Consider the following 17,175-nt stretch of genomic DNA (forward strand, 5'->3'; position numbering starts at 1 on the left):
TTTTTACTTGCTATCGCCTCAAAGATAATCGGGGGCGATTTTCCATTTGTTTACAAAGCCTTAATTCTGTGCCTTTGCGACTCCATTCCACCTGATCAAAAATTTGATGGAGGAGGCATAAACCACGACCACTTTCTGATTCATCCGGTGGTAAATAGTCTGTGGGATCTTCATCAGAACTTGATGCTGGCATAAAGCCTTGGCCTTGGTCGGATATGACCCACCAGTACTGATTATCTATTAGAGAAAAACGGACTACAACTCTTTTACTAGGATCAAGATTATTGCCATGTTTTGCGGCATTTACTAAGGCTTCTTGGAGTCCTAGCCGCAGTTCTGCTTGTAATTTAGCTGGAATTTCTGCCAGCAGTAAATCTAATATGGGACAAAGATAGAGAGTTGAGGCAAAACTAAGTGTACCCCAATAACGTCCTACCGGACGGAGCGAAATACTAATCACAAGAGAAACCCCATAGCTTTCAGTTAGCTAGACATCAGTTTGCTTGTACGCGCACCCTGACAAAATTTGAGGTGGTCATGCTGCCTTCAAACTTGCGTCTTTTATACTAAGTTTTGAAAATGCTAGGGAGCATTTACTCTGTTCATGAAATCGGACTGTTGATACATAAAATGGCTCTAAAAAATCCACTAGTGTAGTCAGAAACTTAAGAAATACTAGAAGTTTTTTCAAACTATTAGGAAGACTTTTGTGTTGCCTATTTTTACTTCAGACAATCTTATTCATAATGTTGAGAGTTTATGCAACTTTAGTAGTTTTAACAAAATGATTTCTATTTTTAGGTTAATTCGATTTTAGCATTTTTACTATGCACCAGACTACAAATTTGCAATTTAAGATTTTCATGAAGAGTTAGTACTCTTACTTAAATGTCATAACACAAGAAAGGCAGCAGTTTCCACATGAGATGTTTGTGGGAAAAAATCGGCAGGTTGCACCCGTGTAAGTCTATACATGCCTCCTTGACACAATAATTTCAGGTCACGCGCCAGTGTGGCTACTTTACAGCTGACGTAAACAATGCGTGCAGGTTTCGATCGCAGTAATGAATCGATGACAGAGCGATCGCATCCTTTACGTGGCGGATCTAGTATGACCACATTCGGTATTATTCCCATTTGCGGCAGTAAATCCTCTACCGCACCGACTTGGAATGTAACGTTATTTATACTGTTGCGCTCGGCGTTCAAAATAGCTTGCTCTACTGCTTCGGCTTGTAATTCCAATCCCACCGCTTGACGAACTTGCTTGGCCAGGGGCAGAGTTAAGGTTCCAATCCCACAGTAAGCGTCAACTAGCACCTCATTCCCTTGCAGCTGAAGTTCCGATTGAATTACCTGCAATAGCGCTTCGGCTGTTTCTGTAGAAACTTGGAAGAATGTATCTGGTCGGACTTGAAATTCTAAATCTGCAAATTTTTCTCGCAGATAGGGAACACCTGCAATACAGCGAGTTTCTGTCCCAAAAATAGCATTGGTGCGATCGCTATTCCGATTTACACAGACTCCCACTAATTGAGGATAGCGTTGCAACCACTCCTGGGCTTGTTCCGTAATTCCCGATAACTTCCAATCTGTAGCCACCAAAGTCAACAAGATTTCGCCAGTCCGGCGGCCAATGCGTAAACCCAAATGACGAATTTGCCCTTGGTGTCGCTGTTCGTTATAAATTTTCCAGCCACGCTTTTGAATGTCTTGCTTAACTTCAGCAAGTATAAGATTTAATCGAGAATCTTGTACAGGACATTGATTCAAGTTAACTAATTGGTGGCTACCCTTTTGGTAATATCCCGCTTGTACCTGACCTGTAGCAGAAACACTGAAAGGATAAGTGGCTTTGTTGCGATATCCCAAAGATGAAACTGCGGTGAGTACGGGATCTACTGGTGGTGCAGTAAAACCACCAATTCTTTGTAAAGCTTGAATAACTTGATTATGCTTGGCTGCTAACTGATACTCATAATCAATATGTTGCCACTGACAACCACCGCATTTATCAGCCACAATGCAACTCGGTCGAATGCGGTGAGGAGATGGATGTAGTAGCTGCTGGAGTTTGCCGTGAGCATATTTAGGCTTGACGTGTAGCAAACGTACCTGGACGCGATCGCCAGGGACAGTATCTGGTACAAATACAACCCGATCCTCATAGCGACCGACACCATCACCAGTATCATTCAGGTCTGCGATCGCTACTTCAATTAATTCACCCTGTCGCCAAATATTAGTCATTAGTTATTTTCTCTCTGCTCCTCTGCTCTCTTGACTCCCCTCCTTCCCTTGTGTACCTCCAACTCGTTACACTAGCAAATAATATTTCTCGTGATTACAATAATCATGACTGTAATTAGCCAAGTTATTCTCAAAGCCGACGACGAACTGCGTTATCCCAGCAGTGGTGAACTCAAGAGTATCAAAGAATATTTGCAAACCGGTCAGCAACGGACGCGAATTGTAGCGACCTTAGCTGAAAATGAAAAAAAGATAGTTCAGGAAGCAACCAAGCAACTTTGGCAGAAGCGTCCTGATTTTATCGCACCCGGTGGCAATGCTTACGGCGAACGTCAACGCGCCCTGTGCATCCGTGATTTTGGCTGGTACTTACGCCTGATTACCTATGGCGTACTTGCTGGTGACAAAGAACCAATTGAAAAAATAGGTTTAATTGGTGTCCGGGAAATGTACAACTCTCTTGGTGTTCCTGTGCCTGGAATGGTAGAAGCCATCAATTGTCTGAAAAAAGCCTCTCTTGACCTACTAAGTGCGGAAGACACAGCAGCAGCAGCACCATACTTTGATTACATCATTCAAGCGATGTCTTAATTCAAAGTCTGTTTTGCTTCTTTTTAGATGTGCCTTCCCTCTAATAGAGTGAGTGCAGAGTGTTAGCACTCAAAGATAAAATCTCTAATTTGATCATACCTCCCCACATTTGGTAGTGGCTGTGGCCATCTCTGTGTCAAGCTATCAACCAAGTGTGGGGAAATTTAATTTCATAGTCAAGATTTTTACTACACCCTACACCTTATACCCAAATAAAAAGCCGACAGGCTTTCATCAAAACTGTCGGCAATTAGTGTGTTCCCTATTAATGACTCGGCTAGAGTTCAGTTGTATGTAATTATGCCAATTTGCCCAGTGGAGGGAGACGATCTCAATCATGTTTCTATGTGATTGTCGTCACTTGAGTGTTAGTATCGAGCGGTATCTACTTAAGTGAGTTTGATATCTAGTACAGTACGGCGTAAAGAAACAGACCATTTTAAATCAAAAAAAAGCCTATTCCATGAGCTTTTTGATTTTTGAACGCCAGTTGCTTTAAGTCGGGGAACCCGCCCAACGCACTGGCTCCTTTTGACTTCCACCTTGTGCGGTACTAGGGTGCAAATCGAAGCAGAGAAAGAATAACATAATGACAAATGACCATTGACTATACAATGATCCTCTATACCCTTGGTGCATTACTTCCATGACTGCCACCTCACAAAATCCGTTTTCTCCCCAAGAAATTGCAGCCGAAGGTCTTAAACCAGAAGAATATGCAGAAATTGTGCAACGCTTAGGCCGTCATCCCAACAAAGCAGAACTAGGAATGTTTGGGGTGATGTGGTCAGAACATTGCTGTTACAAAAATTCCCGACCTTTACTGAAACAATTTCCCACGACAGGCGAAGCCTGCGGCGCGGTTCCCGAACGCATTCTTGTCGGCCCTGGTGAAAATGCTGGAGTTGTTGATCTAGGCGATGGATTACAACTAGCTTTTAAAATTGAATCCCATAATCACCCCTCCGCTGTCGAACCTTTCCAAGGAGCCGCCACAGGCGTAGGTGGTATCCTCAGAGATATTTTTACAATGGGTGCGCGTCCCATTGCTTTGTTGAACTCGCTGCGTTTTGGTTCTCTAGAAGATCATAAAACCCAAAGGCTATTTACTGGTGTAGTCGCTGGGATCAGCCATTACGGTAACTGTGTAGGTGTACCTACTGTCGGTGGTGAAGTTTACTTTGATTCTGCTTACGCGGGAAATCCCCTCGTTAATGTGATGGCACTGGGATTGATGGAAACGCCAGAAATTGTCAAATCTGGGGCATCTGGTTTAGGTAATCCTGTATTGTATGTTGGTTCTACCACCGGACGCGACGGTATGGGAGGCGCAAGTTTTGCCAGTGCAGAATTAAGTAATGCGTCAATGGATGATCGTCCTGCTGTACAAGTTGGTGATCCATTTTTAGAAAAGTCTTTAATTGAAGCTTGTCTAGAAGCTTTTAAAACAGGTGCAGTTGTCGCCGCCCAAGATATGGGTGCAGCCGGGATTACCTGTTCTACCTCAGAAATGGCAGCTAAAGGCGGTGTCGGAATTGAATTAAATTTAGATAAAATTCCTGTGCGGGAAACTGGGATGGTTCCCTATGAATATTTGCTGTCAGAATCTCAAGAACGAATGCTGTTCGTTGCCCACAAAGGGCGAGAACAAGAGTTAATCGACATTTTCCACCGTTGGGGACTTCATGCCGTCGTCGCTGGTACAGTGATTGCTGAACCCATTGTGAGGATATTGTTTCGCGGTAAAGTTGCAGCTGAAATTCCGGCTGATGCTTTAGCTGAAAATACCCCACTTTACCAACGTGAGTTATTAGCAGAACCGCCAGAATATGCCCGTAAAGCTTGGGAATGGTCACCTGATGCTTTACCTGTTTGCACCACTGCGGGGATCAAAATTCAAGGACGCAGCCACAGTTTGAGTCAGATTTTATTAACTTTACTAGATACACCAACGATCGCCTCTAAAAATTGGGTATACCGTCAGTACGATCATCAGGTACAAAATAATACTGTCACCCTCCCTGGTGGTGCAGATGCCGCTGTAGTCCGCTTACGCCCGCTAGAAGAGCAGGGGAGCAGGAAGAGAAGTTGCCAGGAGGGTTTCCCTCCAAGCAAACTTCGGGGAGCAGAGGAGCAGGGGAGGATTACTTATAAATCAGCAGTTGCGGCTACAGTAGATTGCAATCCTCGCTATGTTTATCTTGATCCCTATGAGGGCGCTAAAGCCGTGGTGGCAGAAGCAGCACGCAATCTTAGTTGTGTAGGTGCAGAACCGTTAGCTGTCACCGATAACCTCAATTTTGGTAGTCCTGAAAAACCAATCGGCTACTGGCAATTGGCAGAAGCTTGTCGGGGTTTAGCAGAAGGTTGTCAAGAATTAGCAACGCCAGTCACAGGCGGTAATGTTTCTCTCTACAATGAAACCCTCGATTCCCAAGGCAACCCCCAACCAATTTATCCAACACCTGTGGTGGGAATGGTTGGTTTAATTCCTGATTTTACCAAAATTTGCGGTCAAGCTTGGCAAGCAACTGGCGATGTTATTTATTTGTTAGGGTTAACCGTACAATCCAAAGTTGAATTGGGAGCATCGGAATATTTAGCCACTATCCATAACACTGTAGCTGGTAGACCACCACGGGTAAATTATGATTTGGAACGCCGTGTGCAGCAGGTTTGCCGCGATGGCATTCGTGCGGGTTGGGTGCGTTCAGCCCACGATTGTGCTGAAGGTGGACTGGCTGTAGCCTTGGCAGAATGTTGCATTACTGGCAACCTGGGTGCAAAAGTAAGTTTAGAAATATCATCAAACCAGTTACAACGTCTTGATGAAGTGCTGTTTGGTGAAGCTGGAGCGAGAATTATCGTTTCTGTGGGATCACAACAACAAGAAAAGTGGGAATCCTACTTACAGGAACATCTGGGCAAAGATTGGCAAAAACTAGGCAAGGTTACTAATGTCGATGCTGGTTTGACGGTTTTAACTACCGATAACCAGACCTTAATCGCAGTTAGTATTGAAGATATGAAGAGTCGCTACAACAATGCGATCGCTAAACGTCTAGCTGCAAGTACCACAGCCTGAAAAAGCATGAAGTCTAAAATTTCACACTTTATACTTTATACTTCACACTTCTTAAGGTACTGTTTTAATAAGTGGTTAAAGATTTATTAAGAATAAGTAACCACCTAAAGCCATAATCCCAGTGACTTGACAATTCGTAATTCGTAGTTACCAATTCGTAATTACATTTATGGTGGGGATTTAAGCTCCACCCATAAAGGAAAGACCTGTAGGGTTGCTTCCTTTTACCCTAGATTAATTACGAATTACGAATTAATAATTTGCGTCGACACCCCCACCAGGAGCAAAGCCAGCATGATTCCCAACCATTCCGTCACTTCGGATGAATACCCCGAACAGACTAACAACCCAACCAATAGTCAAGAAGATCGTCCTGACAAGCCGGAAGAAGCTTGCGGTGTCTTTGGCATCTACGCACCAGGAGAAGACGTTGCTAAACTGACCTACTTTGGATTGTATGCCCTCCAGCATCGGGGTCAAGAATCAGCTGGGATTGCTACTTTTGAAGGTACGCAAGTCCACCTACATAAAGATATGGGCTTGGTGTCTCAAGTATTCAACGAGTCTATTTTAGAAGAGTTGCCAGGTGATTTAGCCGTTGGACACACTCGTTATTCCACCACCGGTTCTAGCCGTAGAGTTAACGCTCAACCGGCTGTAGTGGAAACTCGTTTAGGCTCCATAGCGCTAACACATAATGGCAATCTTGTCAATACACCGCAATTGCGCGAAGAATTGCTTAAGAGTAATTTTAATTTAATAACTACCACCGACTCAGAAATGATTGCCTTTGCGATCGCAGAAGCAATCAATTCTGGTGCAGATTGGCTAGATGGTGCTATTCAAGCGTTTCAACGCTGTCAAGGAGCCTTTAGTCTAGTCATTGGTACACCGGATGGGATTATGGGTACTCGTGATCCCAATGGTATTCGTCCTCTGGTAATTGGGGCTGTGGGTAGCAATCCAGTCCGTTATGTATTGTCTTCTGAAACTTGTGGTTTAGACATTATTGGCGCTGAATACCTGCGAGATGTAGAACCAGGAGAATTAGTCTGGATTACTGAAGAAGGTTTAGCTTCTTTCCACTGGAGTCCCCAGCCGCAACGCAAATTGTGTATCTTTGAGATGATTTACTTTGCTCGCCCTGATAGTGTTATGCACAACGAGAGTTTGTACAGCTATCGGATGCGTTTAGGAAGACAACTAGCCGCCGAATCTGCTGTAGAAGCTGATATTGTTTTTGGTGTGCCTGATTCTGGTATACCCGCCGCCATTGGGTTTTCCCAAGTTTCGGGTATAGCTTATGTCGAAGGGCTAATTAAAAATCGTTATGTAGGGCGAACTTTTATTCAACCAACCCAAGCCATGCGCGAGTCAGGTATCCGCATGAAACTCAACCCCCTCAAAGATGTATTAGCAGGTAAACGAGTAGTAATTGTGGATGATTCGATTGTGCGGGGTACTACTAGCCGGAAACTAGTAAAAGCTTTGCGCGATGCAGGCGCAGCGGAAGTACATATGCGAATTTCTTCACCACCAGTTACGCATCCCTGCTTCTATGGCATTGATACTGATAGCCAAGATCAGCTAATTGCTGCTACCAAGTCAGTTAAAGAAATTACCAAGCAACTGGAAGTCAACTCCCTCGCCTATCTCAGTTGGGAAGGAATGCTGACAGCTACGGGCGAAGATACCCAGAGTTTTTGTTCCGCCTGCTTTACAGGAGATTACCCAATTGCGATTCCTGAACAAGTCAAGCGTTCTAAATTGATTTTAGAGAAGGTAATAGTCTAGTACGGTAATTAAATAATTTGCCAATTAATAGAATATCCGGCTATCAGATTCTCAAGTACTTTGATAGCCGGATATTTGTAATCGGAGGCTTTGAGGTAGAGAAAAGTGACCGAGGTAGAAGCGTAGACACTTTGCGGCTTGTCGTCAGACATCGCCCATTACCAATTGCGGAAAATTACACTTAATACTACTTGGCAGTGTCAATCAATTACGATGATTATTACTGTAGCGAACCCTTGTACCTGCCCAGAGTAACTTGTCTCGCAGTGTCTGATAATAGGAATTGTTCTCGCGTAAAACAATGAATTTAGCTCGACACTCAGCCATCCGCACATCAACGCGATGTCCAGGCCAAATTGAAGTAGATAACACGCCGTCCATCCACAATTTGGTACTCAAATCATAATCGCCCAACGGCCAGATACTAACCACAACACCAGGTGGTAAAACTAGGGGACGGCTAGAAAGGCTCATGGGACAAATGGGAGTAATAGTAACAGCCTCCATACCATCGTGCATGATTGGGCCATTTGCCGAAACTGTGTAACCAGTAGAACCTGTGGGGGTAGAAATAATCAAACCGTCTCCGACATATTGATCGACTACCTCACCATCAATTTCCATTTCGAGAATTGAGGTGATCATGCGATCGGCAGAAGCAGGTTTGACACAAAATTCATTTAACGAAAGGTAGCGTTCGCTAACTGGTTCTAAATTTGTGCGATGACCCTCATACACTGATGCTTGTAGCATCATCCGCCGCTGGATGGCGTAGCGATCTTCAAATAGCCGATCCCAAACTTTTTCCGTATCTTGAAATTCATCTACAGACTCGGTTAAAAAGCCCAGATGGCCTCCCACGTTTACCCCCAAAATGGGGATACCAGCTGGGGCTAAATGTCTGGCACTAGTTAAAACAGTACCATCACCACCGAGTACTAAAGCCATATCAATTGGTTGACCAGCTGATGCCAAAAACACAGGGTAAGGGTTATCTTTTGGCCCGCTAGGCCCCATTAGTACATGGCAATCGCGATTTTCTAGTTGCTTGGCACAAATTTCTGCCCAGCGTTTACTTTGAGAATCTCGCGCTTTATAAGCAATGATTACCTGCTTGAGTTGCACGCAAAATTACCACTTCAGGAGATTAAACTGCTCCATATCGACGGTATCGCGGTTGCGATAAATGGCCAGGACAATCGCCAAACCCACCGCCGCCTCAGCAGCAGCGACAGTAATGACAAAGACGGTAAATACTTGGCCTTTGATTAATGTTGAGTCAAGAAAGTTGGAAAATGCCATTAAATTCAAATTAACAGCATTTAGTAGTAACTCAATCGACATCAGCACTCGCACCGCATTACGACTAGTAATTAAACCATAAATGCCGATACAAAATAAAGCTGCTGCCAGTAATAAAAAGTACTGAAGTTGCATGAATCCTAGTATTCCTTCTGAAATATGCTGACTGTTTCTAGTTCGCAAATTTTACTCTTTGGTTTCTTGACCTGCTGATACCAGTTCTCTGGGACGCTCTGGCAAAGTCAAAATAGTGGAAGGTGTTACTTGATCTGGTAGATACTCACGACGTGCCAAAATAATTGCTCCTACCATCGCCATTAGCAACAAAATCGAAGCCAGTTCAAAAGGTAATAAAAAGTCGCTGAAGAAATGCTCACCGATCAAAACTATCGAACTTTCACCAGCCACGGGAGTAGCTGAGTACGCCCAAGGAGTGGCCAAAACCATTGCACTCAAAAGTCCAAATAGCCCAATACTGACTACACTTGTCAATACTTTCCGGACTCCAGTGCTGGGAAATGGTGCAAAATCTTGGCGCTTGTTTACCAGCATGATGGCAAACAAAATCAACACGTTAACTGCTCCAACATAAACCAGCACTTGGGCTGCTGCTACAAAGTCAGCATTTAGCAACAGGTACATTCCTGACATGCTAATGAACACGCCTCCTAGCATAAAGGCAGAATAAACAATGTTGGAAGACAGCACTACACTCAGCGCGGCTCCAATCATCATCACGCCTAGTATGCCAAAGGTAACAATCTGTATTCCTTCCGCTAGATTCACTTTTTTATCCTCAGTCAATGGTCAATAGAAAGTATGAAGTATGAAATTACTTCAACTATCAACAGATAAGGGATGTACTGATTTTTTCACCCTTTAGACTTCATTGGTCATTAGCAAAGAACAAATGACTTTTATTTTTCTACTTGTTCTACAAGGTCTTTGGGAAGTGCGCCAGCACGAGGTGCATCTGCGGGTAAATCGTGGGGTTCAAGTACGCCCTTAGGTAGATAAACTAGTTCCCGTAACGGTGTGACCATTGGATCATCTGTGACTTTGTAAGGTAGACGACCTAAGGCTACACTGTCATAATTCAATTCATGGCGATCGTAAGTGGACAGTTCGTATTCTTCTGTCATGGATAGGCAGTTGGTAGGGCAGTATTCCACACAGTTACCGCAGAAGATACAAACCCCAAAGTCAATGCTGTAGTGTTTGAGCTTTTTCTTTTTACTACCTTTATCAAATTCCCAATCCACTACGGGTAGGTTAATTGGACATACGCGCACACATACTTCGCAAGCGATGCACTTATCAAACTCATAGTGAATCCTACCGCGAAACCGTTCACCAGGAATCAGTTTCTCATAAGGGTACTGTACGGTAATTGGCCGCCGCCGCATGTGGTCGAAGGTGACAGATAAACCCTGACCGATGTAACGACCGGCTTGCACTGCTTCCTTGGCGTAATCACCAACTTGCTTCAAGAACTTTAGCATTGTGTTTTACTCTCTCTGTTCAATTTTGGATTTTGGATTTTGAATTTGAGATTTTAGATTCAATCTCAAACCTCAAATTGGTTTATCCACCGAAAGCGAAGGGAAAGGCTAATTTCAGGGCGGCGGTTAGCAAGAGATTAACCAACGCAACTGGTAACAAAAACTTCCATCCTAAGTCTAAGAGTTGGTCAATACGAACCCGTGGTACTGTCCAACGCAACAGGATAGCAACAAATACTAGTAAATAGGCTTTGAGTACAGTCATAGTGATACCCAACGCAGCTGTGACTACTTGCAATACAGGCTCTGCTTCACTAATGCCCAACAAACCAGCTATGGTGTTAATGGGAATGGGAAAATCCCAACCGCCTAAATATAAAACTGATACTAATAAAGCAGAAAGCACTAAGTTGACGTAAGAACTGAGGTAAAATAGCGCAAATTTCATACCTGAGTACTCAGTTTGATAGCCTGCTACTATTTCTTCTTCAGCTTCTGGTAGATCGAAGGGTAAACGTTCGCATTCAGCCAAAGCGGCTATCCAAAAGATGAGAAAGCCTACTGGTTGTCGCCAAATGTTCCAGCCAAGGATACCATAACCGGATTGCTGATTTACGATGTCAACTGTGCTGAGGCTGTTAGACATCATAGCGATCGCCAGCACACTCAACGCCAGCGGAATTTCATAACTAATCGACTGCGCTGCTGCTCGCAACCCTCCTAAGAGAGAGTATTTGTTATTGGATGCGTAGCCAGCCATTAATAACCCAATTGGCTGAATACTAGACAAGGCAATCCACAAGAAGACTCCCATACCGACATTTGTAATGATGATATTCTGTCCAAAAGGCACAATCAAATAAGACAGAAATACTGGCAACACCACAATTATCGGCCCAAGAGTAAACAACCAGGGGTCGGCTTTAGCTGGTACGATATCTTCCTTAAACACTAACTTCAAACCATCTGCTACCGGAGCCAGTAAGCCAAAAGCCCCGATAAATTCAGGGCCAACCCGTTGCTGTGCTGCTGCTGAAATCTTCCTTTCTAGCCACACACAGACCAATACACCTACTGTCGCCCCAATCAGCATCAGGATCATTGGCAGAGGCATCCAAATTGCTTTGGCTGTGCCTGCTGGTAGTCCTAAATCCATTACGGATTTAATAAAAGTTTCTTGGAGATCAATTCCTGAATTCATGTTTCCGCTCTTTAAGTCAATTGAAGTGTGAATTATGAAGTGTGAAGTATGAAGTGTGTAGACGCTTTTAGCGGTGAAGCAGTGCGTTGGGCGGGTTCCCAGACTTGTTCGCTGAAAGCGTTCCCGTAGGGTAGCAACTGCTGTTAGCGACGCAGGAGCGTCACCCGTTGGCGTAGCCTCTGTCTGACGACACGCTACGCGAACGCAGAGAAGGGCTTGCCGCAGGCTAGTATGAAGTGTGAATTATGAAATTTTATCCTTCAACCTTTATTCTTCAGCATTTAGCCTACCCTGCGGGAGCGCCAGGGGCGAACAGTCTTTGTCCTTCATTCTTCTGAGATGACTCCTGATTAAATATTTGTTGCCATATTCCCATGCCTAGTATATCGTTGCATGGTTTTCAGTCCTTGTAGCTATACAAGAACTTCTACCTATGGCTAGGATTGAGATTCACTATGGGGTAGGGAGCATGGGGGAAGTTTTTCACCTAGTCTCCCCAGTCTCCCAGTGCAAGCATCAAAAAGCTCCCGCTTGCGTTTGGGCAACGGTTATTTACTGCTGATAGGTTTTCTCATTCCCCACACTGGGCGGTTGATGCTGATATTTTTAACTGAAGGTAGGTGCGTTCTTAACGATCAAACTACTAGTTAACGTTGATCGAAAGGGGTATAAGGAATGTCATGCTTACCGTTGTAAACCTGGGTAGGTCGGAAAATCCGGTTTTCTGCTAGTTGTTCTTTCCAGTGAGCTAACCAACCAGCAACGCGGGCGATCGCAAATATTGGTGTAAATAAGTCGGTAGGAATACCCATCTTTCTGTACACCAAACCAGAGTAAAAGTCAACATTAGGATAAATCCCTTTGTGACCCAGTTTTTCCTTAACCACCCGTTCCATCTCTTGGGCGATGTCGTAGTACTTGTCTGCCCCAAATTTCTCAAACAGTTGCTCTGCTAGGTTCTGTAAAATTATGGCGCGTGGGTCTTTGACTTTGTAGACGCGATGCCCAAAACCCATCAGCTTGTCTTTGCGTTGTAGTCTATCCTCTACGTAAAAACGAACATTTTCTACAGAGCCGATTTCTTCCAACATTTGGATGACTTCTTCGTTAGCCCCACCATGTAGTGGCCCACCCAAGGTTCCCACAGCACTAGCAACTACAGCATAAGGGTCTGTCAAAGTAGAAGCTGTTACCCTGGCACTAAAGGTAGAAGCATTCATTGTATGCTCGACTTGTAAAATCAAGCAGATATCAAAGATTTTTGCCGCCAAAGCATCCGGTTCTTTCTCGTTGAGCATGTAGAGGAAATTGGCGGAATAATCTAAGTCATCACGAGGCTTCACCGGGTCATTACCCTTACGCATTAACTGGAATGCGGCCACCATTGTGGGGATAGTTGCTATTAAGCGCACAACTGAATCCCGAATATAGGCGGGGTTATGTAAATCTCGTAGGGAGTAAAACAAGCCCAAAGCAGCAGCTGAGGCTTGTAAAGCATCCATTGGATGACCACTTTCGGGGAAGCATTTCATCATATCCCGAATGCGGTATTTAATCCGCCTGTGGTGGCGAACTTCATCCTCAAATACTTCTAGTTCTTCTTTACTTGGCAGTTCACCCCAGATTAGGAGATAAGCAGTTTCCAGAAAGGTACTTTTTTCTGCTAATTCTTCAATCCGGATGCCACGATATTCTAGTATTCCTTTCTGCCCATCCACGTAGCTGATACTCGATTGGGCGGCGGGAATGCCTTCTAATCCAGGCTTGAATTCACACACCATCATGGCAACACCATTTACTTTGTGAAATATCTGAACACGCTAACTTACCAGAAATCATTTTCACCATAACAGTAGCCGTTCTTACAACAATTCTTCGAGAAGAGTTGAAAAACTGTCATAGCAAGTACTTGGGTGGTGTCAACCAGAACATCTGACTACGACCCACAACAGAGCCTGCTTCTGGTAGTTTTACTCCGATCATACCTGCTTTTTTCAGGACTAAACCGCCTTTGGCTTCTCCCCAAAGAAGAATTTCTGTCCAACTACTCAAATCAGGTTCATGCCCCACTAAGGCAAGTCGGGTATTTTGGGAATAATTTTTGGGTTCTAACCAGTAAACCAACCAACTGGAAAGATTACCACCAGGAGCAAGGTGAGTAGATTCTTCTAACTGCGAACTGAGTCCGGTGGCAATGAAAATTTCTGCTGTTTGGCGAGCGCGGACTAAAGGACTGGTGACAATTAAATCAAATTGCAAATCCAGCTTGATGAGACGCTGGGCGACTTTCTCGGTTTTTTGTCGTCCTTCTTTGGTAAGTTCGCGCTCTTCATCTTTAATGCCAGCTTCCCTCTCTTGAGCGATGCCATGACGAATTAAATACAGTTCCACAATTATAGTCCTGGGTGCTGAGTTAGGATTTATGCCTGATGTGAATTAACATATCCTAATTATTCTCGAACACTACGTATTCAAGCATGGTTTTGGCGATTGCTAGTTTAAAGTTAGTCATTGGATTTTGACCACTCACTATCTCGAACACTACGCACCCAAGCATTACTGTCAGCTAAATCTTGGCGATCGCGCCACATTCCAATAAAACTATTATTTACCAAGTCAGAATCTGGTGACTCAGAGGTTGCTTCAACGGCTTTATATCTTTGTCGTAAAAAAGCAATAAAATCGATTACCTGACGCTGTGCTTCAACCGGAAGAGATAAAAATTCATTCAACAACTCTTGCTGTGTCATTAAAATTACTTTATCTTGGGGCAATAAGTTATCATATTAACTATCTTGTCATACCTGACAGCGATGAGCGATCGCACTACACATTTTTCCACCATTCACACTGCTCCAATCTCTGTTTTAAAAACTGTTTGTTGGGACGGCGCGTTTCATCCTCCGGAACTTGTATTTCTTTCCCTTCAATTGTTCGATACGCTGTTTTTTGCAGAGTAGGATGAATATGAACCTTCATTGTTTCTGGGTTGATAGTAATAAGATTTAAGTCAAATAAGGTATGTAAATCTGCACGTAATAACAACCCATTTGATGGCTCATTATTTTCAGTTTCAATATAAGGAATTATATGAGCAGCTTCCAGGGCTGCCTCAGCATCAAAATTAGTAATTGCACACCTACCAAAATAAACTTCTAGCAAGGACTGACGAAACTTTTGTTGCCCTTGTCTCCTAGCGATTGAGACAGTAATTTTTTCGCAAGCATCAGCATAACTTTTAAAAGTCAAGAATTTTTCTTTATCAAGCTCTTTTCTGGCGGTTATTAGTTTACTCTCATCTGGAAATGGTGGTTTAATAATTGGCTTATCTGCGCTTGCCTTCAAAATAGATTCACAAATATTTATTCTATAAATTGCTTTAGAATATTTTGGATTAACTTTTAAAGCTGATTTATATGCCTCAATTGCAGCATGATACTCCTTATTTTGCTTGCAAGCCTCACCTTGATCAAAGAATACGTCAACGAGTCTACTTCCTCTTTTCTGTCTTTGCTGTATTAGAGAATGCTTTTCCCATTCCGAATCTAAAAAGGCAGCAGCGTTTTCATCAAATCTACAACCGCTTCCTCCAAAATTAAAATTTACTCCTTTAAATCCAGATAATTTCTTTAAATCTTTTTGTTCTAAAGGAATATTGAAGTCTACTATTGAATCAATTTGAATATACACAGAAAAACAACCATTATCATATACATCTAGATACGCTTCACTTAAGTCTGAATATTTTCTGTCTAGACGCTTTAATTGATCATCTTTTGGCGCTGCGATAACATGACCAGCAGCAATAAACCCATTAGGATAATTACCAATATTACCGCTTGTTTTGAAATAGGCTCTATCTCCGACTTTTATAAATTTAGAATTTCCACAACTCCAAGATGTTCTATAGTAGTCCTTGTTCCTTAAAAATTTTAACTTGATTTCTTCTGGTAAGTCTTTATTTGGAATTATTCGTTTTTCAGTATAATATTCAGCGTCACCGTTGCACAAAAAAATTATAGTTGCCATCAGAGATACAATTGGCTAATCATGACAATCATAATATTAGCCATTAAATATACTAAACATAAGCCGTGTATTTACTATGTTTACGTTTAGCTTCATCTGCTTGCTTGAGTCATTCCATAACTCTGATTTGTGATCGCCTATCGCAGTTCAATTTTGCAGCATCGGATGAATCCAAGAGTGATTCTCAGTACTTGGAAGCATTGGTGATGATTGTGGCGGATAAACTTGCGGAATCTTGGACTGATGATGATGTAACTGCATTTGAAATGAAGTTAGCAGATTTGGTGCGACGGTTCAAGAATTTGGAAGCTTTGCGAAAGGAAGTCGCCGCCAAAGGGGAAGGCTTTGAAGCGCGACGCATTACCATGACTCGTCCCGATGGTCAGGAAATTCATCGAATGGTATGGGTATATCATGGCAGAGAATCACAGGTTGAGAAGTTGGGTGACGAAATTTTAGCGAAATTACCTGACGATCAGCAGTTACGACAAGCAATTTTGGCAAAGTTAAGTGAAAAAATTTTAAATCCTGATTTACCGGAGATGGTGACTAAGATTAGGGAAAAAGGGAATGATGAAATAGCGGGGAAAAATGCCGGTTAATAGAAGCATTATGATGAGGAAAGAGAACAAAGCGATTTTGGAGTAGTGGCAAGCCAATACTTTTCGGATAAAGGTTTGGTCATCCTAGATTCAGCTCCCCCCGCCTGCGGCGACCCCCTTAAAAAAGGGGTAAAAGAGGGTTATTAGCCGAATGGTACTAAGAAAAGCTCAAAGTGTTAGAGAATAAAGGCTACGGCTTGGGATGCCTAAGTCTACAGTAATAGCATTAATTAGCACAGATAAGCGCGTTTATTTGTTTTAAAGAAGCAGCAGAAAGGAAAGTGCCAGAAAGCAGAGATGTTTCAAAAATTTCTGGAAGTAGAAAAAGCTTACTCGTTCATTAGATACTTTAATTGAAACGAGCAAGCCAAAACCAAAATTACTACTACTGTGACACTAAGAGTACAAATCCTCAAGGATAAATGAGCGTCAAAGTTTAGGTTTACCTTTTAAAGAACTATTACCAGAATCGGTAATTAAGCAAGCCATAACTGAGCTAAAAATAAAATACAAAAAGCGATTATTTGACCCATTGATAACATTGTGGGCATTTTTATCGCAAGTTTTACATCTGTATTAGATGTTTCGTGAAATGGTACAACCACCAAAACCTAGGCTCTTAAGGTGTGAATGCTGCCTAATTGTGTCCGAAGCATTGAGCAACACCAAAGCAAAAAGCCTCTTTCGTAATTTTACGAAAGAGGCTTTTTGAAAATAGAGACCTGGCATCGAGCTATTGTGGCAGGAGGCGACCCTCCAACTATCGTAGCCGCAGCAGCGTTTCACATCTGAGTTCGGGAAGGGGTCAGAGTGGTTCCA

The 17,175-nt window shown here is 43.0% G+C and carries 15 protein-coding genes; 4 read left to right on the forward strand and 11 right to left on the reverse strand.

Features of this window, described 5'->3' with window-relative positions; translation table 11 throughout:
* Nucleotides 1–10 precede the first annotated feature (10 nt).
* Together IQ259_RS11380 and rlmD are read right to left on the reverse strand one after the other, a co-directional pair.
* A complete protein-coding gene (locus tag IQ259_RS11380; RefSeq protein WP_193884712.1) occupies nucleotides 11–460 on the reverse strand; it encodes an anti-sigma regulatory factor in 450 nt (149 codons plus the stop codon).
* 431 nt (nucleotides 461–891) lie between these two features.
* Nucleotides 892–2,250, reverse strand: a complete 1,359-nt coding sequence (rlmD, locus tag IQ259_RS11385; protein ID WP_193884713.1) for a 23S rRNA (uracil(1939)-C(5))-methyltransferase RlmD — start codon at nucleotides 2,248–2,250, stop codon at nucleotides 892–894.
* Between the two features lie 105 nt (nucleotides 2,251–2,355).
* Here rlmD and IQ259_RS11390 point away from each other — a divergent pair, with 105 nt between their 5' ends.
* From IQ259_RS11390 to purF, 3 genes are all read left to right on the forward strand, one after another.
* A complete protein-coding gene (locus tag IQ259_RS11390; RefSeq protein ID WP_193884714.1) occupies nucleotides 2,356–2,841 on the forward strand; it encodes an allophycocyanin subunit alpha-B in 486 nt (161 codons plus the stop codon).
* A gap of 646 nt (nucleotides 2,842–3,487) precedes the next feature.
* Nucleotides 3,488–5,926: a phosphoribosylformylglycinamidine synthase subunit PurL gene (gene purL / locus IQ259_RS11395; protein WP_193884715.1), complete on the forward strand. Its 2,439-nt coding sequence runs from the start codon at nucleotides 3,488–3,490 to the stop codon at nucleotides 5,924–5,926.
* 294 nt (nucleotides 5,927–6,220) lie between these two features.
* Nucleotides 6,221–7,720: an amidophosphoribosyltransferase gene (gene purF / locus IQ259_RS11400; protein WP_193884716.1), complete on the forward strand. Its 1,500-nt coding sequence runs from the start codon at nucleotides 6,221–6,223 to the stop codon at nucleotides 7,718–7,720.
* A gap of 204 nt (nucleotides 7,721–7,924) precedes the next feature.
* Here the strand turns inward: purF and IQ259_RS11405 are convergent, their stop codons facing one another.
* The 9 genes from IQ259_RS11405 to IQ259_RS11445 form a co-directional block, all read right to left on the reverse strand.
* Nucleotides 7,925–8,845 carry an NAD(+) kinase gene (locus IQ259_RS11405; protein ID WP_193884717.1) on the reverse strand — a complete coding sequence of 307 codons (921 nt, stop codon included), beginning with the start codon at nucleotides 8,843–8,845 and terminating at the stop codon, nucleotides 7,925–7,927.
* Nucleotides 8,846–8,851: 6 nt separating this feature from the next.
* Nucleotides 8,852–9,157 (reverse strand): NADH-quinone oxidoreductase subunit NuoK, encoded by a 306-nt coding sequence (gene nuoK / locus IQ259_RS11410; protein ID WP_006199065.1) that lies wholly within the window; start codon nucleotides 9,155–9,157, stop codon nucleotides 8,852–8,854.
* 51 nt (nucleotides 9,158–9,208) lie between these two features.
* Nucleotides 9,209–9,808 (reverse strand): NADH-quinone oxidoreductase subunit J, encoded by a 600-nt coding sequence (locus tag IQ259_RS11415; RefSeq protein ID WP_193884719.1) that lies wholly within the window; start codon nucleotides 9,806–9,808, stop codon nucleotides 9,209–9,211.
* A gap of 131 nt (nucleotides 9,809–9,939) precedes the next feature.
* On the reverse strand, nucleotides 9,940–10,524 hold the full coding sequence (gene ndhI / locus IQ259_RS11420) for an NAD(P)H-quinone oxidoreductase subunit I (protein ID WP_193884721.1): 585 nt from the start codon (nucleotides 10,522–10,524) through the stop codon (nucleotides 9,940–9,942).
* Nucleotides 10,525–10,606: 82 nt separating this feature from the next.
* Nucleotides 10,607–11,725, reverse strand: coding sequence for an NADH-quinone oxidoreductase subunit NuoH (nuoH, locus tag IQ259_RS11425; protein ID WP_193884723.1), 1,119 nt, complete (start codon nucleotides 11,723–11,725; stop codon nucleotides 10,607–10,609).
* Nucleotides 11,726–12,372: 647 nt separating this feature from the next.
* Complete coding sequence (locus IQ259_RS11430; protein WP_193884725.1) at nucleotides 12,373–13,509, reverse strand: citrate synthase; 1,137 nt, start codon at nucleotides 13,507–13,509, stop codon at nucleotides 12,373–12,375.
* A 112-nt stretch (nucleotides 13,510–13,621) separates the two neighbouring features.
* Nucleotides 13,622–14,116, reverse strand: coding sequence for a phosphohistidine phosphatase SixA (sixA, locus tag IQ259_RS11435; protein WP_193884727.1), 495 nt, complete (start codon nucleotides 14,114–14,116; stop codon nucleotides 13,622–13,624).
* 113 nt (nucleotides 14,117–14,229) lie between these two features.
* Nucleotides 14,230–14,475 carry a hypothetical protein gene (locus IQ259_RS11440; protein ID WP_193884729.1) on the reverse strand — a complete coding sequence of 82 codons (246 nt, stop codon included), beginning with the start codon at nucleotides 14,473–14,475 and terminating at the stop codon, nucleotides 14,230–14,232.
* Between the two features lie 76 nt (nucleotides 14,476–14,551).
* Nucleotides 14,552–15,754, reverse strand: a complete 1,203-nt coding sequence (locus tag IQ259_RS11445; protein WP_193884731.1) for an HNH endonuclease — start codon at nucleotides 15,752–15,754, stop codon at nucleotides 14,552–14,554.
* Nucleotides 15,755–15,819: 65 nt separating this feature from the next.
* Between IQ259_RS11445 and IQ259_RS11450 the strand changes: the two genes are divergently transcribed.
* The gene (locus tag IQ259_RS11450) at nucleotides 15,820–16,356 is read left to right on the forward strand and encodes a hypothetical protein (RefSeq protein WP_228014484.1); all 537 of its coding nucleotides are present in this window, start codon (nucleotides 15,820–15,822) and stop codon (nucleotides 16,354–16,356) included.
* The last annotated feature ends 819 nt before the right edge of the window (nucleotides 16,357–17,175 follow it).

It is taken from the genome of Fortiea sp. LEGE XX443 (genome assembly GCF_015206815.1).
Classification (GTDB): domain Bacteria; phylum Cyanobacteriota; class Cyanobacteriia; order Cyanobacteriales; family Nostocaceae; genus Nostoc_B.